The 21,212-nt window shown below is 34.8% G+C and carries 19 protein-coding genes and 1 pseudogene; 8 read left to right on the top strand and 12 right to left on the bottom strand.

Annotated features, from left to right (window positions below; genetic code table 11):
- Positions 1 to 43 precede the first annotated feature (43 nt).
- From rraA to J3U35_RS09415, 5 genes are all read right to left on the bottom strand, one after another.
- Entirely contained in the window at positions 44 to 535 is a 492-nt protein-coding gene (gene rraA, locus J3U35_RS09435) for a ribonuclease E activity regulator RraA (protein WP_267360970.1), read from the bottom strand.
- Between the two features lie 89 nt (positions 536 to 624).
- Positions 625 to 1,521, bottom strand: coding sequence for a 1,4-dihydroxy-2-naphthoate polyprenyltransferase (locus J3U35_RS09430; RefSeq protein ID WP_267349975.1), 897 nt, complete (start codon positions 1,519 to 1,521; stop codon positions 625 to 627).
- A 195-nt stretch (positions 1,522 to 1,716) separates the two neighbouring features.
- Positions 1,717 to 2,880 carry an ABC transporter permease gene (locus tag J3U35_RS09425; RefSeq protein ID WP_411605198.1) on the bottom strand — a complete coding sequence of 388 codons (1,164 nt, stop codon included), beginning with the start codon at positions 2,878 to 2,880 and terminating at the stop codon, positions 1,717 to 1,719.
- Positions 2,881 to 2,896: 16 nt separating this feature from the next.
- The gene (locus tag J3U35_RS09420) at positions 2,897 to 4,036 is read right to left on the bottom strand and encodes an ABC transporter permease (protein WP_065558102.1); all 1,140 of its coding nucleotides are present in this window, start codon (positions 4,034 to 4,036) and stop codon (positions 2,897 to 2,899) included.
- Positions 4,018 to 4,989: an HlyD family secretion protein gene (locus J3U35_RS09415; protein ID WP_065558101.1), complete on the bottom strand. Its 972-nt coding sequence runs from the start codon at positions 4,987 to 4,989 to the stop codon at positions 4,018 to 4,020. Before J3U35_RS09415 ends, J3U35_RS09420 begins: the two co-directional genes overlap by 19 nt.
- A 335-nt stretch (positions 4,990 to 5,324) precedes the next feature.
- On the opposite strand from J3U35_RS09415, the gene J3U35_RS09410 reads away from it, so the two are divergent.
- Both J3U35_RS09410 and J3U35_RS11630 read left to right on the top strand, forming a co-directional pair.
- The gene (locus J3U35_RS09410) at positions 5,325 to 6,614 is read left to right on the top strand and encodes an NAD(P)/FAD-dependent oxidoreductase (RefSeq protein ID WP_267360966.1); all 1,290 of its coding nucleotides are present in this window, start codon (positions 5,325 to 5,327) and stop codon (positions 6,612 to 6,614) included.
- Between the two features lie 130 nt (positions 6,615 to 6,744).
- Positions 6,745 to 7,348 (top strand): annotated as a pseudogene (locus J3U35_RS11630) (YiiX family permuted papain-like enzyme).
- Here J3U35_RS11630 and rnhB read toward each other — a convergent pair.
- Genes rnhB through fabZ form a run of 4 tightly spaced genes read right to left on the bottom strand, consistent with a single transcriptional unit; the run spans position 7,345 to position 10,383 of the window.
- The gene (rnhB, locus tag J3U35_RS09400; protein ID WP_411590498.1) at positions 7,345 to 7,935 is read right to left on the bottom strand and encodes a ribonuclease HII; all 591 of its coding nucleotides are present in this window, start codon (positions 7,933 to 7,935) and stop codon (positions 7,345 to 7,347) included. The pseudogene J3U35_RS11630 and the gene rnhB overlap by 4 nt on opposite strands.
- A complete protein-coding gene (lpxB, locus tag J3U35_RS09395; RefSeq protein WP_267360961.1) occupies positions 7,929 to 9,113 on the bottom strand; it encodes a lipid-A-disaccharide synthase in 1,185 nt (394 codons plus the stop codon). Before lpxB ends, rnhB begins: the two co-directional genes overlap by 7 nt.
- Positions 9,113 to 9,892, bottom strand: coding sequence for an acyl-ACP--UDP-N-acetylglucosamine O-acyltransferase (lpxA, locus tag J3U35_RS09390; protein ID WP_267360959.1), 780 nt, complete (start codon positions 9,890 to 9,892; stop codon positions 9,113 to 9,115). The genes lpxB and lpxA overlap by 1 nt, the downstream gene beginning before the upstream one ends.
- 44 nt (positions 9,893 to 9,936) lie before the next feature.
- Complete coding sequence (gene fabZ / locus J3U35_RS09385) at positions 9,937 to 10,383, bottom strand: 3-hydroxyacyl-ACP dehydratase FabZ (protein ID WP_065558097.1); 447 nt, start codon at positions 10,381 to 10,383, stop codon at positions 9,937 to 9,939.
- Between the two features lie 221 nt (positions 10,384 to 10,604).
- Between fabZ and fkpA the strand changes: the two genes are divergently transcribed.
- From fkpA to tusC, 3 genes are read left to right on the top strand one after another with little or no spacing between them, the layout of a single operon-like run.
- On the top strand, positions 10,605 to 11,438 hold the full coding sequence (fkpA, locus tag J3U35_RS09380) for an FKBP-type peptidyl-prolyl cis-trans isomerase (protein WP_267349990.1): 834 nt from the start codon (positions 10,605 to 10,607) through the stop codon (positions 11,436 to 11,438).
- A gap of 8 nt (positions 11,439 to 11,446) precedes the next feature.
- Positions 11,447 to 11,812, top strand: a complete 366-nt coding sequence (gene tusD, locus J3U35_RS09375) for a sulfurtransferase complex subunit TusD (protein ID WP_411597052.1) — start codon at positions 11,447 to 11,449, stop codon at positions 11,810 to 11,812.
- 17 nt (positions 11,813 to 11,829) lie between these two features.
- The gene (gene tusC / locus J3U35_RS09370; RefSeq protein WP_267360958.1) at positions 11,830 to 12,183 is read left to right on the top strand and encodes a sulfurtransferase complex subunit TusC; all 354 of its coding nucleotides are present in this window, start codon (positions 11,830 to 11,832) and stop codon (positions 12,181 to 12,183) included.
- 268 nt (positions 12,184 to 12,451) lie between these two features.
- On the opposite strand, the gene nagE is transcribed toward tusC, so the two are convergent.
- Positions 12,452 to 13,951, bottom strand: coding sequence for an N-acetylglucosamine-specific PTS transporter subunit IIBC (gene nagE, locus J3U35_RS09365; RefSeq protein ID WP_267360956.1), 1,500 nt, complete (start codon positions 13,949 to 13,951; stop codon positions 12,452 to 12,454).
- 250 nt (positions 13,952 to 14,201) lie between these two features.
- Between nagE and nagB the strand changes: the two genes are divergently transcribed.
- Genes nagB through J3U35_RS09350 form a run of 3 tightly spaced genes read left to right on the top strand, consistent with a single transcriptional unit; the run spans position 14,202 to position 17,426 of the window.
- Positions 14,202 to 15,008 carry a glucosamine-6-phosphate deaminase gene (gene nagB, locus J3U35_RS09360; RefSeq protein WP_267349995.1) on the top strand — a complete coding sequence of 269 codons (807 nt, stop codon included), beginning with the start codon at positions 14,202 to 14,204 and terminating at the stop codon, positions 15,006 to 15,008.
- 11 nt (positions 15,009 to 15,019) lie between these two features.
- Positions 15,020 to 16,162 carry an N-acetylglucosamine-6-phosphate deacetylase gene (gene nagA / locus J3U35_RS09355; protein WP_267360954.1) on the top strand — a complete coding sequence of 381 codons (1,143 nt, stop codon included), beginning with the start codon at positions 15,020 to 15,022 and terminating at the stop codon, positions 16,160 to 16,162.
- A 34-nt stretch (positions 16,163 to 16,196) separates the two neighbouring features.
- Entirely contained in the window at positions 16,197 to 17,426 is a 1,230-nt protein-coding gene (locus J3U35_RS09350; protein WP_267360953.1) for an ROK family protein, read from the top strand.
- A gap of 66 nt (positions 17,427 to 17,492) precedes the next feature.
- Here the strand turns inward: J3U35_RS09350 and asd are convergent, their stop codons facing one another.
- Positions 17,493 to 18,596, bottom strand: coding sequence for an aspartate-semialdehyde dehydrogenase (gene asd, locus J3U35_RS09345; RefSeq protein ID WP_267360951.1), 1,104 nt, complete (start codon positions 18,594 to 18,596; stop codon positions 17,493 to 17,495).
- Positions 18,597 to 18,811: 215 nt separating this feature from the next.
- Entirely contained in the window at positions 18,812 to 20,785 is a 1,974-nt protein-coding gene (locus J3U35_RS09340; protein WP_267360949.1) for a prolyl oligopeptidase family serine peptidase, read from the bottom strand.
- Between the last annotated feature and the right edge of the window lie 427 nt (positions 20,786 to 21,212).

Below are 21,212 nucleotides of genomic sequence, written 5' to 3'. Positions count from 1 at the left end.
AACATCCGCCGATTAAGGTCAGCGGATGAACACAAGTTATAAGCTATTCTTCGTCGATTTCTAAGGCAATTTCCGACAAAATAATTCCGGTGTTATCGGCATAAACAAAATCACCAGAAAAGAAGGTCACCCCCCCAAAATTGACTCTAATGTCTACTTCGCCAATACCTTGATCTTCTGCACCTACGGGTATCGCCGCTAACGCTTGAATACCAATATCTGCTTCTGCCAGATAATCTATTTGTCGAACCGAGCCATAAACAATGATGCCTTCCCACTGATTTTGAACAGCAATATCAATCAGTTCTGCATCAATCAATGCTCGACGAACCGATCCACCGCCATCAATAACTAGAATTTTACCTGCACCATTAGATTGCAAGATTTCGTATAATAATCCGTTATCTTCAAAACATTTAACTGTTACGGCTTGACCTGAAAATGATGCAACCCCACCAAAATTAGTGAAAATTGGTTCTACTACGTTAACATCTTCCGGATAATAATCACAAAGAATTGAAGTATCAAACTCCATTGCCAAGCCTCCTTTAGCCTTTATATTTTAGTTTATCTAGTATAACGCTTACATAGCGTTACAAGATACCGAATTTAAATAAACGTGAGCTAGTTCAAAATAATTCCCAAACAATAAAGTAAATTAGTGAATAATGCAAGTTTGACCATCTGTAATAATAAAGGGATAGCATCCTTAGCTACCTTAAATCGAAAAACAGCATAAATATGGTAAATAAATAGCGGTAGCGTTATCAAAAATAACCATCGCCAAATGGTATGTAACTGATGACTAGCAAAAAGTGCCAATAAAATAAATGCAGTCACAATTAGAAATAGATGATAAAAGCGAGCTTTGGTTTGTCCCATTAAGACCACTAACGTACGCTTATGGCAATTTCGATCGCTATCAATATCACGTAAATTGTTAATATTGAGTACGGCCACTGACAACAATCCACAACCTAAAGCAGGTAGAATAATTAAATTTGATAATGATTTTGTTTGCAGGTAGTAACTTCCTATTACACCAACTAGCCCAAAAAATATTAAAACGGATAAATCGCCAAAGCCACTATAGCCATAAGGCTTGTTGCCAATAGTATAGGTAATAGCAGCAATAATAGATAGCAAGCCTAATAATATAAAACTGAATAATTCATATCGGTTGTTGCAAGCAACGTGTAATAGACATAGCCCGGATAAAATACAACAAATTATATTGATGATTAACGCTATTTTTAACTGTTTTAATGTGATTAACCCCAATTGAATACCACGAGTATGAGCGGTTATATTACATTTATCACTTCCTTTAACTGCATCACCGTAATCGTTAGCTAAATTTGACAGAATTTGTAACAATGAGGCAGTACTAATAGATAATAACATGATCCGATAATCAAATTGTTGTTGCCAATAAGCCAGCGCATTACCGACTAATATCGCACATAAAGAAAGGGGTAACGTTTTTAAGCGTAGGCTAATAATCCATGGATAATATTTCATTCACTACAACACAAGATATCTATCTAAAACATTAGCAAAATATCATAACAGGAAAAACGAATAATTCGACTTTGATAATGAAAATCTTTTTTAGTAATGCATTACGCAACTTAACATTCGTTAATTGTCATCATAACTACTAAGACAATTAACGAATTATTGGAAGCGGTTTGATAAATAAAAAGTTCAATAAGATTAAATCAACTGCCGTTTAGATTGTATTTTCGCTTTTCTCTTTCTGAAAAATTTACGTATTCGACCTTCTCTTAATGCAGCAATAAGAATGCCCATTATGCTGTATATCGCACCTAATAAGAGTATCATCAATATATTGTGCCAATTATCTGCTAGCCCAAGTCCCATTTGATTCACACCTGCAATCATGTTAGTCGCCCATGTTGACGGCAATAAATATGAGACAAATTGAACCCAATGAGGCATAGCATCAATTGGCCAAATGGTACCGGATAGATAAAACACAGGCGTCGTCAAAAATGCCAATGTCAGATATATCATTTCAGTTTTGCGCAAACACTCAGTCAACAATTTACTTAAACCCAAAGCACCGAGTAATAGTGGAAATGTCATGATTAGTATTTCAGTAAGGCTAGCTAACTGACGATAACCAAGTACCCAAGGCCATAATCCAAAAAGCACGATGGATAAAAAAAGCCAGATTGGTAATAAACCAAATAAGCTACCAAAAATTACAATTTTTGGCGGTTTTCCTTGTGGCAAGGAGTTTAACGTAATGTTAGTGCGTGTTGCAGCGATTAAAAATGAGTGCTGCAATAACATCACTAATAAGCCAGGAAAAGTGATGGCTGCAAAGCTTATGCCAGCATTGTATAGCGGTTCTGTTTGACCTTTAATTGGCGATAGTATGATGTCGATCTGTTTATCGGCAAATCCAGCATTTCGCATAATCCGTGTATTATATTGAGTTAATATTTGCTGATAGATTCCTCGAATATCCACCTGTATCAAACCATTAGCTAAACGACTTGAAGCATCACCATAGGCTGGTATTGTGACTTCTTCACCATTTAAGATCTTTTTTTCAAAATTTCTTGGAATAGTAAATACCGCAAACAGTTTACGATTATTGATATCATCATACGCTTGTAATGAATTTTCATAAGTAATGGCTTCAATCTTTGAACTGGTGTTTAAAGAACGTATTAGGCTTCGACTAGTCGCCGTATGATCTTGATCAACAATTGCTACCGGCAAATTTGTAATAGTGCCATTAATATAAACTAAACTCATCAAAGAAACCGATAAAAGTAATAATAACCACATCGGTCGCATTAACATGTAAAAGAATATTTTTATAAACGAAGACCAAAATATTTTAATCATCTTACTTATCCTCTTACTGTGAATGCAAACGTTTCACTAAACGTTTTCTGACTAACACGGTAATAATTATTGGATAGATCATTAAAATACCGCAGGTTTTTAATACTGAAAGATAACTTGAATGCCGTAAAAAAAGGTCAAATAATTTATTTAATGCATAAGTTAGTGGCTCAAGGGATGAAATAAATCTGGCTATCCACGGCATTGAAAGTTCGGGTACAACAATACCAGAGTAAGTTAATGCCAATCCGACTAGCACACCGATATAGGTATATGCATCAATAGCCGTTTTCGTAAAGGTATACAGCAAAATACCAATACTTTGTGCCGCTATGACATAAAAAAACACCACCGTCATCATCGCAAACGGGGATCCTGATACTCTGGCATGTGAAAACAGAACTAACATCGCAATTTCGAAAATGAGTAACATGGTATACCAAATGGTATATGGCGCTAATTTTCCGAGCACAAAGGGATAATTAGGGCGGGTTCGCTTAGGTAATTGCGACAGAATATAGATTGTTGTAGTAACAACAAATAATTGTAATAAATGCACAACCGCCGAAAACTGTTGGAAGTACATGGAATTACCACTAGCATTAAATAGCCCATCATAATTGAAATTCACTTTGGCAAGTGGGGGAACAGGTAGCCCAACACTGGTCGCTAACGTTGTTCGATATTCAGTATTTAACGCCGCAATTAACCCCGAATAATCCATAATGGAGTATAAACCTGCACTGTAATATAACGCATTATAATAAAGCATCGGGGTAGGTTGACGACCAGATAAAACATCCGCTTCAAAATTGGGTGGAATATACAATATGGCATAAATTTTTGCTTCTTGTAAATCCCGTTCAGCCTCGGAAAGTTGGCTATCGTAATTAATCAGGTTGGCATGCGCACCCGCATTAAGATTACGCACAATTTCACGTGATAAAACACTTTTATCCTGATCGATATAACCAACGGGTAAATCGAACAAAACGCCGCGATAAAAGATACTACTGATTAAAACAAAAATAATCAGAGGTAAGATCCACATTAACCAATGAAAAGTGAACCGCTTGAATATTTGCGGCACTTCATCATTAAATGCATCTTTAAAACGTGTCCAAAAGTCCAACATTAATTGTCCAATTTCCATAAAGTACTCATACCCGCACGTAAACCTTCTACATGATGAATTGGATATAATCTGACTTCAAACGTTTTCAAATCAAAATCGCCCGTTGCACGAGTTGCACGCTTGGTTGCATAGTCTCCCATTGGGGCAATGTAACGAACTTCTGCTTCGATTTCTTTATTTCCTAGTGCCGGCACTTCTAACTTAATACGATCCCCTTTGTGAACGTTCGGCATAATATTTTCTCGAAGATTAAACACAAAGTAGGCATCCGGTAATCGAATCACTGTTAATAACGGACTATTCGCATTAAATAATTCCCCTACCTCAGCCGGTATTGAACCAATTTCACCGCCAACAGGGGCTTTAACTTGAAGATCATCATATTGAATTTGTAATTGCTTGAGTTGCTCTTCTGCTTCTTTTAATTTGGCTGCATAAATTTCACGCTGTTCTATACGATCACCATTTTTAGCTTGATCTAAATTAGCCTGTGCAGATTGTACCTGTTGAAAAGCAGCATCACGTGTTTTTAATGCATTATCCAATATTGACTGTGATACAAACCCTTTTGCAGATATTGCTTTATTACGGTCATATTCTTTTGATGCATTATCATAAGCGACTTTTGCTTGTTCAAGTAATGCTTCGTAATAACGTATGCTTTCTTCACGCGTACCATGTTCGGAAAGTGCCACCTGAGCTTTAGCTTGATCTCGTGCGGCTTCAGCCGCTTTCACTTGCGCTAATAATTCAGGACTATCAAGCGTAATTAGAATATCATTAGGCTTTACATCATCACCCCGATTAACGTGAATAAGCTGAACACGCCCTTTGGCTTTTGAAGCCACACTGACATTCGGCGCATCAACCTCACCTTGAAGAATTAACTGGCTATTGTGTGAGCGTATTAGGATCGTCATTGAAATTAAAATAACGATTAACGCAATACTAATAAATATTTTTTTATTCATATAATTTTTTTTAAAGTGTGATGTTAAATGGATAAGATATCAAGATGTTTAGATAAATATTAATAGGATAACATACGTAAAAACTTATTTACTCATTATACGAAAAGTGCTTTATTCGTACAAGTTTACCTTCACTTTATTCCAAATAAAGGCATTAATTGTCTTCTATTTAATAAATATTAAACATTTTATTTTTAATAAAATAAATTATTTTCAATCATTGTAAATCAATATATTAATAGATTTTATTTATAATTGATATTAGTCAAAAGAATATAGATAAAAACCTACTTATTTAGTATGATATTTTAAATTAGGATTGTAAGGTATTAAATATGAAAAAAATAATTATTGTTGGTGGTGGTGCAGGTGGATTAGAGTTGGCAACTAATCTTGGTGATAAGCTAGGTAAAAATAAACAAGCTGAAATAACGCTGATCGATAAAAATAGTTACCACATTTGGAAACCACTACTGCATGAAGTTGCAACAGGTGCTATGTATGAACAAGTTGATAACATCTTCTTTTCTGAACAAGCAAAACAACATCATTTTGAGTTTACTCAAGGTACTTTTACCAATATTGATCGTGAGAATAAACAAGTTCTGATCAATGATACAAATGATAATCATATTTCCCTATCGTATGATATTTTGGTTATAGCAGTAGGTAGTACTTCGAATGATTTTGGTACGCCTGGTGTTAAAGAACATTGTATATTTTTAGATGATCAAAATGCCGCTATTCGCCTACGTGAAATACTGCTTTCAAAATTCACAAATTTCTGTTCAACGCTCGATAAAGACGCTGACACTAAAGGGGAAAAACTTCGCATTGCTATTGTTGGTGGTGGCGCAACAGGTGTCGAGTTAGCCTCTGAACTACCTCATATGGTTGAAACGTTTGGCGTATGTCGAAAAAACAAAATGTGTGCTGATTTCTTAGATGTATCCGTTATTGAAGCAACCAATCGTATCTTACCAGCATTACCCGAAAAAACGGCATTAAGCATTACTAAAACCCTTGAAAAACGCGGTATTCATGTCTTAACAAATACCATGATTACAAAAGCCGAAAGTGATGGATTCTATCCTAAAGAAGGGGAAACCATTAAAGCCGATATTATGATTTGGACTGCTGGCGTTAAAGCGCCTGATTATCTGAAAGACATAGCTGGTTTAGAATCAAGTCGTTCAAATCAATTAGTCGTTAAACCGACATTACAAACTACACGAGACGATAATATCTTTGTTATTGGTGATAGTGCTTATGCGATGCAAGATAGCGGACGAGCCTCTCCACCCACAGCACAAGCAGCTAATCAAATGGCAAAAATTTGCGCTCGAAATATCGTTAGTCTGATTAACAATCAAGCCATGAAGTCATTTGTCTATACCGATAAAGGAACCATTATTTCTTTACATGACACCGCCCAAGGCGTGGTTAAGTTGATTGGCAATAAAGAAATGAGTGTGAAAGGTTGGTTTGCGTTAATGATCCATCGATTATTATATCGTATGCATCAAGCTAGTTTATTGGGTATCTTTAAAACCATCCGTTTTGCTCGTGATTGCAAAGCTAAATATAAAAGTAAATTTGCGTCTATTTTTAGTCAGCAAGATTAATTATTAACCGAAAAATAAACAACAGCTACTTGATAATAAATAATCTTCAGTAGCTGTTTTTTTATATAAGATATTTAGACAGTACTTTTCAACTCAATTCAAAATATAACTATATAAATAATAGAAAAATATGCGATTTATTTTAATTTTTATATTGTTATTTTCCTGTTTTATCTGTGAAGCAAATTATCAGCCAAAAGATGGCGATATTATTTTTCAATCGTCTCAATCCAGTCAAAGTAAAGCCGTTGAACAAGCAACAAATTCGCCCTATAGCCATATGGGAATCATTTTCATAAAAAATGGTAAACCTTATGTATTTGAAGCTGGGAGTAAAGTCGCTTATACACCTTTAACAAGCTATTGAAAGAGGAAAAAATAGATATTATGTAATCAAACGTCTTAAAGATCATAATTTATCTGTTAAGGAAACCAATAAATTAAAGCTAGTTGCAAAAACTTTTGAAAATAAACCTTATGATATTTGGTTTGGTTGGAATGACAATTATATCTATTGTTCTGAATTAGTTTGGAAAATTTATAATAGAGCACTTAAATTAGAAATTGGTCAATTACAGAACATCAAAGATTTCAATCTTTCATCAGCACTCGTAAAGCAAAAATTAAAAGCGCGTTATGGCGATAAAATCCCCTTTCAAGAAACCGTTATTTCGCCTATCGCTATGTTTAATTCACCGTTATTAATAACAGTAGACAAAAATTGGTCGCATTAAATAAATAATAACTTTTTAACTGGAGCAAAACTTTTACGATATAAATGGTTGATACCATACAGCTCAATTGCCATTAAATGATCTTTGGTGGGATATCCTTTATGTTTTGCCAGTCCATATTGGGGATACAATTTGTCTAATTCTACCATTTCACGATCACGCGTCACTTTTGCTAAAATCGACGCAGCACTAATCTCTGCCACCAGCAAATCGCCTTTGACAACGGCTTGTGTTTGAATACCAAATTCCGGACAACGATTACCGTCAACTAAAACAAAATCAGGTTGGATCGCAAGTCCTGTTACCGCTCGTTGCATAGCTAACATGGTAGCATGCAAAATATTTAATTTATCAATTTCCTCAACAGAAGCTCTTGCAATACACCAAGCTAGTGCATTTTCTTTAATAACGTCAAATAATTGATCTCGTTTTTTTTCAGAAAGTTTTTTAGAATCCGTTAATCCTTTGATTGGTTTATTAGGATCTAAAATAACAGCTGCCGTCACAACATCACCACAAAGTGGTCCCCGCCCAACTTCATCAACTCCAGCAATTAAGGTGGCATCAGGATAACTAAATTCTAACAACAAGGTGAATCCTCTAATACATCAAGTACAGCTTGAGCTGCTTGTTCATCAGCGTGACAACGAATTTGCTGATGTAATGATAAAAATGTTTTTTTAAGTTCACGATTATCCCCTTCTAAAAAAGGAATAATATGATTAGCGATATTTTCAGGGGTACAGTCTTGCTGTAATAACTCGGGTACAATTTCTTTACCAGCTAAAATATTGGGTAATGAAACATAAGGGGTTTTAACTAATTTTTTGGCTAACCAAAAAGTGAATGGCTTCATTTTGTAACCCACCACCATAGGACATTTGGCTAGCATGCATTCTAGTGCTACTGTTCCGGATGCCAAAATCGCAGCATCACTGGCAATCATTGCTTCACGGGCATGACCATCTAATAGTTGAACTTTCAACTCTGGTGCTATTTGCGTTTTAATCTGCTCAAATTCTTGTCGTCTTTTTTCATTGACTAAAGGTACGACTATATGCAAATCAGGGTAACGATCACGTAAAAGCTGAGCTGCTTGTAAAAAAGGGGCAGACAATAAGGTGACTTCCGCATGACGACTTCCCGGCAATATTGCTAAACACCGACCATTGAGCGGAATGCCTAATTGTTGACGCATTGCCACTTGGTCAGGCATCAATGGCACATCATCTGCCATTTTGTGACCAATAAAACGACAAGGGACATTAAACTTATCATAAAACGCTTTTTCAAAAGGTAAAAAAGCTAATATGAGATTAGTATTACGTTTAATTTTGAAAACACGTTTTTGCTTCCAAGCCCATACCGAAGGACTCACATAATGAATTGTTTTAATCCCTGCTCGCTTTAACTTACCTTCTAAGGAAAGATTAAAATCAGGCGCATCAATTCCTATAAAAATGTCGGGTTTTAATTCAATTAAACGCTTAGTAATATCACGACGTATTGCTAAAATACGACGTAATTTTCCCAACACTTCTACAATCCCCATAACAGAAAGCTCATCCATTTCATACCAAGCTTGACACCCTTCAGCTTGCATTAAAGGCCCTGCAATACCAACAAATCGAATATTAGGATGATACTTTTTGAGAGAACGAATCAATCCAGCGCCCAGAATGTCGCCAGATGTTTCACCGGCGACTAAAGCAATGGTTAATGATTTATTCGTATCTGTCTGGCTTGTGATTGGTTGACTAGTCATTAACGAATGATGCCACGTGTTGAACGTGCAAAAAAATCATTGAATAATTTGACTTCAGGATATTGATTTGCAATAGCCTCAATTTCTGCTTTCGCTTCGTCTAACGATAGCCCATTTCGATAAAGAATTTTGTAACTATTGCGGATAGCTTGCAAAGCTTCTTTACTGAATCCACGACGTTTTAGACCTTCGTAATTCACGCCATGTGGTGTGGCATGATTTCCTTGTGCTATCACATAAGGTGGGACATCTTGCGCAACGCCTGAACAACCACCAACCATAACATGTGATCCAATGACACAAAATTGATGTACCGCAGTCATACCACCAATGATAACATGATCATCTAACTGAACATGTCCGCCAAGTGTTGCATTATTTGCCAAAATACAATGATTGCCAATTCGACAATCATGCGCAACATGCGCATTGATCATTAATAGATTATCACTGCCAATTTGAGTAATTCCGCCACCTTGAACAGTACCGCGATGAATAGTCGCGCTTTCGCGAATCATATTGCGATCACCAATTTCAGTGCGAGTTGGTTCGCCTCGATATTTTAAATCTTGGTTAACTTCACCAATCGATACAAATTGAAATATCTGGTTATCTTTACCAATTTTAGTGTGGCCATTGATGACTACATGTGATTTTAAAAAAGTCCCTTCACCAATTTCAACATTTTCACCAATAAAGCAAAAAGGACCAATTTTAACATTGTTACCAATTTTGGCGCCTTTTTCTATCACTGAACTTGGATGTATTTCCGTTGCCATAGCATTTCCTTCATACTGTTTTGGGATATTTAGACAAATCAATACTATTTACGAGCACACATCATCTCGGCTTCGCAAACTAACTTTCCATCAACAGTTGCTACACCATGGAATAATGCAATTCCACGACGCTCTTTAATATATTCCACATCCAGTACAATCTGATCACCAGGCACAACAGGTCGTTTAAAACGAGCTTTATCAATAGATGCAAAATAGTACAATTGTCCGGGTGATAATTCTTCAATACTTTTAAAAGCTAAAATACCCGTTGCTTGGGCCATCGCTTCTAAAATTAAAACACCGGGGAAAATGGGTTTATTAGGAAAATGTCCCTGAAAAAAAGGCTCATTGACCGTTACATTTTTGATTGCTTTTAGCGTTTTTCCTTTTTCATAACTAATCACACGATCAACCATTAAAAAAGGATATCGATGTGGTAATAAACTAATAATTTCTTCGATATCAAGGGTATTAAGTTCGGTAGTCAAAATAGCTATCCTTATATATTAATATAAACTTTTTACATTATAACTGAGGATGCCACTTGCACTCAAGAATGATTTAATCATCAAGAAAGGATTAATGACAATGTTAATGATTTGTTAAGGCGAATTTTTTACTAATAATGGTTTGTAAATACTGTATTATCTAATATCAAATAAGTTATAATATTAATAATAATAAAAAAATTTCAATATGGAGAATTAAAATGAAGTTATTTTTAAGAATGACGCTAATCAGTAGCGCAATTGTGTTAGCTTTAACTGGATGTGATACCCAAAGTAATCCGACGGATAAGCAAACAACTACCCATGCTGAACAAACTATCACGTCGGCAGAACAATCAGCCAATCCGAATAAAGTGACATTAACTACTCAAACACAAAAAGATTCTTATGCATTAGGTTCTTCATTTGCGTCTTCTTTAAAAGAAAGCGAAATTGATATCGATCCTGACTATATTATCAGCGGACTCACTGAAACATTTAACAGTAAATCACAATTATCAAATGATGAAACTGACGCTATTTTAAGTGCTATTCGTCAACGTGTGATGGAAAAAGCCAAAGCGCGTTTTGAAAAAGAAAAAGCAGAAAATATTGAAGCAGGTTCGAAATTCCGTTCAGAATTTGCTAAACAAAGTGGTGTAAAACAAACTAAGTCGGGCTTACTTTATCAAATAATTAATCAAGGTTCTTCTCATCATCCAACAAAAGATAGTAACGTTATTGTTCATTATGAAGGTAAACTCGTTGACGGACGTAAATTTGATAGCTCATATGATCGTGGTGAAACCGTTAGCTTTAAACTTGATGAAGTAATTAAAGGTTGGGCTGAAGGAATTCAATTAATTGGAGTAGGTGGTAAAATCAAATTAGTCATTCCACCAGAATTAGCATATGGTAGTCAATATTATCCAGCTCAAGGAGACAAAGCAGCGATTTTACCAGAATCAACTTTAGTTTTTGAAATTTCGCTATTGGGCATTGATGGAGATAACAATGGGAACAATCAACAATCTTCATTTAAGCAAATAAGATAAATAAATTGATTACTTCATTGAAATATACACTCGTTGTTTTGGGTCCTGCTTATGGGACCCAATCTGCTTATTGTGCGTATCAATTTGCACAAGCCTTATTGTTAAATACATCTCACACCATAAAAAATATCTTTTTTTACGCTGATGGTGTTTATAATGGTAATCGATATACCGACCCTGCCAATGATGAATTTGATTTAGTCAGCGCTTGGCAAGAATTAGCAAAAAAATATGATCTACCCTTAACAATTTGTGTTGCAGCTTCGCTAAGACGTGGAATAACCGAAGAAAATATTGCCGATTATTTTCAATTAACCGGTTTAGGCGAGCTAACTGAATCAATCACTTTATCAGATCGTGTTATTCAATTTTAAATATGACGGTTAATGATATGAAGAAAATTGCCATTATTATTCATTCTTCCCCTCATGGTAGTGCCAAAGGTCGAGAAGCACTTGATTTGGCTTTAGCATTATCTGCTTTAAATCATATTACGGTCATTTTTACCGATAAAGGCATTTTTCATTTATTACCTGATCAGCAACCCGATCTCATTTTGATGCGTGACTATATCGCCACATTCAATATGCTTGAACTTTATGATATTGAAGATGTTTATGTGAGTGAGTCAGCATTAAAATCGCATAATCTTTCTGATTTCACCTTTAATATTACCACTAAAGTGATTAACCATTACGATTTAAATCAATTGCTTGATGAGCAAGATGTCATTTTAACATTCTAATTTAATATTAAATTTTTAATCTGCTTAATTATTAAAAATTGTTTCGCCCACATCATCCTTTCAATTAAGACTAATCTAGTCTGATTAACTTTAGACTAAGCCATATTTAGAAACGCAATAACTGATTATCAAATCAAACACAACGGAAAGAAATAAGAATATCGAAGGGTAATAAGTAATCAAGAAAAATAAAAAACCGCCTTATTTTGTCGTTAAGTATGACAAATAAGGCGGATTAATTAATAGTGATAGTTTAAGTTGTTATCATTTAAACTAATTTTTTCATTTGATCTGCAATCTTTTCAGCTTGTTGACCTACAACAATTTGCACACCTGTTTTACCTAGTTTAATCACAGCCATTGCACCTAATGCTTTAGCGGCTGCTTCATCAACTAAATCAGAATCTTTCACACTCAAACGTAATCGAGTGATACAAGAATCAATATTGGTCAGGTTTTCTTTACCGCCAACAATAGCTAAATATTGTTCAGCAAGTGCTGTGGTATCAGCTGTCGTTTGCGCTGGTTTAGCGGTATCAGTTGTCGATGATTGTGCCGCACTGTCTTCATCTTCACGACCTGGGGTTTTAAGGTTAAATTTAACAATGATAAAGCGGAACGCAACATAGTAAACCACAAAGAACACTAAACCTTGAAGAATGAGCATATACCAATGCACTGCAAGAGGATTTCCAGATTGCAGTAACATATCGATTAAACCGGCACTGAAACCAAATCCACATATCCATTGCATCGTTGCAGCAATAAAGAGTGAAATGCCTGTTAAAATTGCATGAATAACATAAAGTACTGGTGCAACAAACATGAACGCAAATTCAAGCGGTTCTGTAATTCCCGTAAAGAATGCTGCAAAAGAAGCCGCTAACATAATTGATGCGGTTTTATCTTTATTGCCTTTTTTCGCTGTGTGATACATGGCTAAAGCAGCACCTGGTAAACCAAACATCATAATTGGGAAGAATCCTGCTTGATAACGTCCAGTAATACCTACAACAGCTTTACCAGAATCTATCGCACTTTGACCAGCCAAGAAATTTGGAATATCGTTAATGTTAGCAACATCAAACCAAAATACTGAGTTAAGAGCATGATGTAAACCAACTGGAATTAATATACGGTTAAAGAAGCCATACACCCCTGCACCTGCTGCACCTAAATTCTTAATCGATTCACCAAATTTTACTAATGCTTCAAAAATAATTGGCCAGATAAAATAAAAGATGACAGAGATAAGTAGCATCACGATAGAAACAATAATCGGAACAAGTCGTTTGCCACTAAAAAAAGCTAACGCTTTATGTAACTCAACCGTACTAAATTTGTTATAGAGTTCAGCAGAGATAATACCCACTAAAATACCAATAAATTGGTTATTGATTTTCGCAAATGCAGGAGATATTTGCGTTTGCCAACCATCAACACTGGTATCGACACCTTCAAAAAGTGCAATTGAATTTGGCGATAATAATGTTGTAATAATCAAAAATCCGACCAACCCAGAAAGTGCAGCTGCACCGTCTTTGTCTTTGGACATACCATATGCAACACCAATAGCAAATAAAATTGGCATGTTATCAATGATAGCACCACCAGATTTTATTAAAAATGTTGCCGCAATACTATTTGCACCCCATTCAACGCTATTGATCCAATATCCAATCCCTAGAAGTATTGCTGCAGCAGGTAGAACTGCAACTGGCACCATTAATGAGCGCCCAATACGTTGCATATAAGCTAAAATTCCCATAAGTTTAACCTCTTATATTTATTTAAACTATATCTAAACATGATGATTTGTTATGCATCTTCAGATATCAGTAAACGATCCATTCTATTTCATATTATATTATTTTACTTCGCAAATTAATTATTCAATATATGTGATTTTTATCACGCTTTTTTTTGATTAATTGCTCTAATATAGTAAAATACAGTCAACATATTTTACTTCAAAAAAAAAGAAGTGGTTCTAATTATATCAGAAAAGGTGGTATCGAATGAGGCTTATTCCTTTAGAAAATGCTCAAGAAGTGGGCGCTTGGGTTGCACAACGTATTGTGAATAAAATTAACCAATTTAAACCGACAGCGGATCGTCCGTTTTTGTTAGGCTTACCAACCGGTAGCTCGCCATTAGTGATGTATCAACAACTGATCAAACACTACCAAGCTGGTGATGTTAGCTTTAAACATGTGGTAACGTTTAATATGGATGAATACGTTGGTATTCCTGAAGATCATCCTCAAAGTTATCATACTTTTATGCATGAAAACTTTTTTAATCATATTGATATCGATAAAAACAATATCCATATATTAAATGGCAATGCAACTGATATTGCTCAAGAGTGTCGCCAATATGAAGAAAAAATCAAATCTTATGGCAAAATCAATATTTTTGTTGGTGGTGTTGGTCAAGATGGACATATTGCTTTTAATGAACCGGGTTCGTCGCTTTGTTCACGCACGCGTATTAAAACGCTAACTGAAGATACACGTATTGCCAATTCACGTTTCTTTGATAATGATGTGAATCAAGTTCCAAAGCACGCACTAACTATTGGTGTCGCCACTTTAATGGATGCACAAGAAGTGATTTTATTAGTCTGTGGTCATAACAAAAGTTTAGCATTACAAGCAGGCGTTGAAGGTTCAATTAATCATTTATGGACAGTATCCGCATTACAAATGCACCCAGCATCTATTATTGTTTGTGATGAACCAAGTACCGATGACCTTAAAGTAAAAACGTTAAAATATTTTAAACAAATGGAAGCTGACAATCTTAACGTGACCATTTTATAAAGGATAACTCAATGTATGCATTAACAAATTGTCGTATTTATACCGGTTATGAGATTCTTGAAAATCATGCTGTTATTATCGACGGTGATAAAATTGACAAAATTTGTAAAAAAGATAATTTACCCGACAATATCAAAATTGAAGATCTACAAGGAGCGATCGTTGCGCCTGGATTTATTGATATTCAAGTCAATGGATGTGGCGGTGTGCAATTTAATGAGACACTCGACGCATTAAGTGTTGAAACATTAGAAGCGATGCAAGCTACCAACCTTATTTATGGTTGTACGAGCTATTTACCGACTTTAATCACATCAACAGATGAATTTATGATAAAAGCGGTCGCGGTCATGCGTGAATATTTAGCTCGACATCCTAATCAAGCATTAGGCTTACATCTTGAAGGTCCTTATATTAGTCCTGAAAAGAAAGGGATTCATGACGAAAACATTATTCGTTTACCTTCACAAAAAATGATTGATTTCTTATGTGAAAATGCTGATGTGATTAAAATCATTACTCTTGCGCCAGAAAGAGTTGAAAGCCATTTTATTAAACAATTAGTTAATGCAGGAATTCATGTTTCTGTCGGTCACTCCAATGGTCATTACGATGACTGTCGTCGTGGCTTTAATGATGGAATTCGATTAGGCACTCATCTATTTAATGCTATGCCTTATATTTCAGGACGTGAGCCAGGCGTAGTTGGTGCAATATATGATGAACCAGAAGTATATGTTGGTATTATTGCCGATGGACATCATGTAAGTTGGGCAAACATTCGCAATAGCCATAAAATTAAGAAAGATCATTTAATTTTAATTACAGATGCAATGTTGTTAGCCGGTTCTGATTTGTCTTCTGCTGTTTTTGCAGGTAAAACCATTTATTATAAAGATGGGCTATGTGTTGACGATAAAGGCACGCTTGGTGGCTCTGCATTAACCATGATTGATGCAGTTAAAAATGCTGTTGAATATGTGGGTATTGCATTAGATGAAGCCTTAAGAATGGCGACACTTTACCCAGCTAAAGCAATCGGTGTGGATAAACAACTTGGTAGCATTAGTGAAGGTAAAATTGCCAACTTAGTTGTTTTTAATCGAGACTTTACGATAACTAAAACGGTTGTTAATGGAGAAATCACCCGTTAGAATGTCAGATAATTAATGATTATTGAGACAACATATGACATTTAATTATCTGAATTTAGTTGGAAATGCTGAACTAATTAAACAATTAAATTATGCTATGATTTATCGTTTAATTGTTCAGCAAGCTCCCATTTCTCGTATCCAGTTAGCCGAAATCAGTCATTTAGCCCCAGCCAGCATTACCAAAATTACCCGACAGCTACTTAAGAATAAACTTATAAAAGAAGTTGATGCCCAGCAATCAACTGGCGGAAGACCAGCTGTTTCCATTCAAGCCAAGTTTGATTATTATCAAGCCATTGCTATTCAATTAAGTCGTTCGCATGTCACCATTGAACTCTATGATCTTGGAGCAAACAGCTTAGTTTCTGAAGTGTATCCTCTTACCGTTTTTATACAGCAACAAGCACAAGAATATTTGATTACATTAATTGAACAATTTATTCAAAAAAATAGTAAAAAGATTAAGCATCTTATTGCTATATCGGTGGTTCTACCTGGATTGATTGATTCTGTAAGAGGAATTGTTCGATATACACCTCATATTCAAGTTAAAGCATGGCCTTTAGCCGATATATTGCAGAAACAATTTAATGTTTCTATTTTTTTAGGTAATGATATCCAAAGTCTAGCATTAGCCGAAAATTATTTTGGTTCTACGCAAGATGTCGATGATTCAATATTGATTCGTGTTCATCGTGGTGTCGGATCAGGTGTTATTGTCAATCAACAATTACTGACTAACCATAATCAAAGTGCTTGCGAAGTGGGACATATTCAAGTCGATGCGTTAGGTGAACGCTGTCATTGTGGTAATTTTGGTTGTTTGGAAAACCGAGTTGTTAATGATGCCATTGAACGACGAGCAAAACAGATGATTGATCAAGGTTATACGACTAAATTAACAAAAGATTGTTGTGATATCGTCAACATTTGCCAATTAGCCAATCAAGGGGATGAGCTTGCCATTAAGTTAGTCAAAGATGCAGGCGAAAATCTAGGTCGAGCAGTAGCTATTATGGTCAATATTTTTAACCCACAACGAATTGTATTAGCAGGTGAACTCACCAAAGCGACAGAAATACTTTTAGATACAGTAACTAGCGCTTTAAACTCACTGAGTTTAGAAGATTTAAGAAAGAATCTTTCAATCAACTGCTCTTCACTCAATGACCGCTCGGCAATTGGTGCATTTGCTTTAGTGCAACAAGCGTTATTTAATGGATCACTTTTGATGATTTTGCTCGAACATGATGTAGCATAAATAACTTTTTAAGTTCAAAAACAGCCCGAAAAAATCGAGCTGTTTTATCATGCCATCGATTAACCATTATGCTAAGATGCGTAACATCCTTCTTAACGGTTCTGCGGCCCCCCACAATAACTGATCCCCAACGGTAAATGCTGATAAATAGTCTTTACCCATATTTAGTTTACGCAAACGACCAACAGGAGTGGTTAATGTACCAGTAACGGCTGCTGGGGTTAACTCTCTCATTGATAATTCTCGATCATTGGGTATCACTTTTACCCAATCATTATGTGCAGCAAGTAATTTTTCAATTTCCGGCACGCTAATGTCTTTTTTCAGCTTGATGGTAAATGCCTGACTATGACAGCGCAAAGCACCAATACGAATACATAGTCCATCTACAGGAATAATTTGATTGGTACCTAATATTTTGTTGGTTTCAGCTTGCCCTTTCCACTCTTCTTTACTTTGTCCATTATCCAATGCTTTATCGATCCAAGGAATTAAACTCCCAGCAAGTGGTACACCAAAATTATCGGTTGGCAAACTTCCATCACGCATTTTTTGGGTTACTTTACGTTCAATCTCTAAAATTGAAGAGTGAGGATCTTGTAGTTCTTTGGCAACTTCGGCATTTAACATCCCCATTTGCGTTAAAAGTTCACGCATATGGCGAGCACCACCACCAGAAGCCGCTTGATAAGTTGATACCGACACCCAATCAATCAAATTTTCAGCAAATAAGCCACCCAGTGACATTAACATTAAACTGACTGTGCAATTCCCGCCGACAAACGTTTTAATACCTTTGTCCAATGCTGTTTGAATATTCGCTTTATTGACAGGATCTAATACGATAATGGCGTCATCTTCCATACGCAATGTAGATGCGGCATCAATCCAATATCCTTGCCACCCCGAAGCACGTAATTTTGCATAAATTTCGGAAGTATAATCTCCACCTTGACAAGTCACGATAATATCTAACGCCTTTAATGCTTCAATATTATCAGCATTTTGCAATGTTCCTGTTTTACCGCCAAAACTAGGTGCAGCTTGCCCTGCTTGTGAAGTCGAAAAGAAAATAGGATTAATATAATCAAAATCGTGTTCTTCAACCATACGTTGCATCAGAACCGACCCCACCATTCCACGCCATCCAACAAAACCAACATTTTTCATATTTTATTTCCAAAAGTAGATGTTATACCAAGAGACTTTTTTACTATTAAAGCAAAATATCATCATAAAACAAGCAAGATAAGAATTATTTTTGTAGGTTATAAAATAATAACATGGCGTTATATTTAACTCGTTTTTAGAACTCAATATTTCGTTTAAAATAATGGTGTTTTTATTGCTAATAAGAAAAAACTAATGACGTTACAAATATAATTTTAGTTATCTGTTTTCCAAAAAAAGAATGTCATCATATATAAAAAGTTATCCATAAAATGTCCACCATACTTATCGGTAATAATAAAAACCCTTTCATCTTGTTGACGCTTTATATCATTAAGTCTTGCTGCAAATTTAGCACTTTGCCATGGTGAAACGCGATCATCTTGTAATCCTACCGACACCATGACATTAGGATATTCAACACCTTCTTTTAAATTAAGATAGGCATCAATATTAATTAAATTTTCTAACTCGTGTTTTTTAAAAGGTGAACCAAATTCCTCAAAATTAGCCCTTCCTATTGGAATTTTATCTAATCGACTCATATTCAACATGCCAACCTTAACTGATGCAGCAGCAAAAAGATCCGGACGCTTTATTAATGCCATACCTATAACAATACCGCCAGCACTATTTCCACTTATCACCAATTTAGAGGGTTGAGTATAATGATAATGAATTAAGTATTCAGCGCATTTTATAAAATCATTAATTGAATTTTGTTTTTTATAACCTGTACCATCATAATGCCATTTCGGACCTAATTCCCCCCCGCCTCTCACATGAGCTATGGCAATTATGCCACCTTTTTCAAGCCATATTAAACGTGAAGCATCATAATTGGGGAATTCACTTTCACCATAGGCACCATACACTGTTAACCAAGTTGGTGCACTACTATCAAATTTCATTCCTTTTTTATAAATGAGTGTTAATGGAATGAGTATTCCATCATTTGATTTAACCCATTTTTGTTCAGATTCATATTCTGAAAATAAAGCATGATCTGAATTTAAAATTTTAGAATCTTCAATTAACTGATTATTCGGATGATAACGAAATATTTTTGGTGGGCTAGTCCAACTTTGTTGCGTAAATAAAATCTCATCTTGATCTGAATTCGTAAATATAGCCGTTACTTCATTATTATTTGAAATAGGAATCGATTTAATATTATGAATATCTGAAAAAGGAATAGACACAAATTTTAATTGCTCAGAATCATGATAGGTGAGATAAATTGCATCTTTATTGGCGACAAAATTCGTTAATTCTCCATTTTGCCATTCAATAATTTTTTCTTCTGATTGATTGATATCATTAAGATTAACCCGAAAAATACTATAGCCTGAATAATGATTATATTTAGCCAAATATAACCAATCATCTTTTACCAAAAAATCCGTAACATTCTCTTTTCTATCGATAATTTTCTTCCAACTAACATTATTTTTATTAAGGTTCTCTCGAGGTAATTTGTATAAATCAAGATTATAGCCTGATAATGAAGATGAAGAGCAAGCAATCGCCCAATTCGAAGAAAGTGATAAAGATGTATTTTGATCTGTTCTGGCGTTATAGTTCGACAGCTGATCTTTACCAAAAATTACGATATCTTTTTTTGTATCAGAATCTAAGTGATGTAAATAAATTTCTTCGATTCCAGCTTTTATATTATTGGCTTTAAATAAATTATTTCTATGGTAGAAAAAAGATAAATTATCCTCCGCCCACAATAAATTTGTGTCAGTAATGCCCGATAAGTTATCTGGAAGATGTGTTCGAGTTTTTAAATTAAACACTTTTATTGTAGAAACATTCGAACCATTTTCAGAAATACTATAAGCAATATATTGCCCATCATAAGAAGGATAGTAATCATAGATACCGTAACCAACAGGAGGATCAATCAATAGTGTTTCTTTACCAAAACGATTTTTCACAAAGAGACGATTATAAGGATGCTGAGCTGTTTGTTTAAAATAAAAAGTGTTATTACCTTGTAATCTAATATAAAAAATTACTGGTTCAGCTCCATATTCAGTTAATTCTTCAAGTCGTTTTTTAATCGAAGCAAACCAATCCAACTTTTCAAGAATATTGACTGAACGATCGGATTCAGATAATAACCAATTATGCATTTTTTCTTGCTCAGTTTCCATCCAAGCATATTTATCGAACGCTTTCATTGGCTTTAATTGTGTATCGCTATCTATTGCAAAGCAATTAAATACTATTATGAATAACAACAAGATAATAGAAATGTTTTTATTTAGTATATTCGATGAATATCTTCTATTTATTGTGTCTAATATTGATATATGAAATTCTAAATTTGATCTATTTTTTCCAATCATTATTATTCATTACCAAACTTATCGTTACCTAGCTTCGTTCATATTTGAACATACTTCTATCAAAAAGATAAGTGATATTAAATATATCGTTGTTTGAAACGATATATAATTTAAGAATATTTACTAAACAATTCAATTTTTCAGTTTTGTCTAACGCTTTTTACTTATCAAATATCTGTTTCAGCGGATTATTCGCATTCTCCGTATCCCGACTTAATTCATTGATATCCTGTTTTTGCTGCTCTTTATTGCGGATGAT

Source organism: Gilliamella sp. B2717 (genome assembly GCF_026536675.1).
In the GTDB taxonomy this organism is placed as follows: domain Bacteria; phylum Pseudomonadota; class Gammaproteobacteria; order Enterobacterales; family Orbaceae; genus Gilliamella; species Gilliamella apicola_I.
Note: the sequence above shows the minus strand (reverse complement) of the source record. Positions and strands in the feature narration are given on the sequence as shown.